This is a genomic window from Thalassotalea sp. G20_0, assembly GCF_017744175.1.
Classification (GTDB): domain Bacteria; phylum Pseudomonadota; class Gammaproteobacteria; order Pseudomonadales; family Endozoicomonadaceae; genus Endozoicomonas.
The window spans coordinates 1-824 of the sequence record NZ_JAGHQV010000314.1 but is presented as its reverse complement, the minus strand read 5'-3'; the positions used below and the strand labels follow the sequence as shown (position 1 = coordinate 824).

The 824-nt window shown below is 41.5% G+C and carries 2 protein-coding genes; both read left to right on the top strand.

What is annotated here, in order from left to right; all coding sequences use genetic code 11:
• Positions 1–189: hypothetical protein (locus J7438_RS26250; protein WP_209278973.1), on the top strand; the 189-nt coding region annotated here is incomplete at its 5' end.
• A 52-nt stretch (positions 190–241) separates the two neighbouring features.
• Positions 242–824: hypothetical protein (locus J7438_RS26245; RefSeq protein ID WP_209278972.1), on the top strand; the 583-nt coding region annotated here is incomplete at its 3' end.

Here is an 824-nt window from a genome sequence, read left to right as displayed (position 1 = left end):
GCCCATGGCTCTGTGTCACTTAGCAGCGGCGACTGGGTGGTAGATGATGCATATTTTACTGCTGATGAAGGAGCGCAATTTTCGGATGACTGTTATTTTACCGCTGAAGAATATTTAGAAGAGCAAACAAAGAAACCAAAAAAGAGAAAAAGGAAGAGAAAAAAGCCAGTAAAAACTGCTGTCCGGTGATGCCGTAGAGTAGTCTACATTTTATATTTTCATGAATTAATGAAATATAATTATGGACAAGAGCGGTGCTGGTATAAGTTGGACATGCACAACATCAGGTAATGATTATAATCAACCGGATGATCATACCGGTGCTTCCGGGAGTGTGCGATACAGGTATGGCACAGTCAGGCGGGCGAATACGCCACTTCCCTATATCCCGGAGCGTCATGAATTTTATCCTGCTTCTGACGCCTGCTCTGCTAACCATCCATCAAGACATTCAATAAAACCTGTTCAGGATTTTAATGCTCTTATCACACAAGAAAAAATGGATTACCTGATGAGGATATCTACTCATTATGGTGATCGCTATAACGGGAAAAAACACAGTCAATTTGCCTGTTCAATCAAACAATACACATCAAGGTCAAAAAGACCATTAAATCACAGTGAACAACAGCAACTGATACCATTGTTGAACGATTTTAAAGCGACGTCCGGGTGGCCATGGCGAAGCCTGACGACGACGCTTCATTCATTTACTTCAGCGGGTGTTTTTACCCCTCATAAATACATGAATGAGGGAAGTAAGGAAACTCAGGCAGCTTTATTGTCAACTTTACTTGATGCAGTAATACTTAAGGGCAACCAAA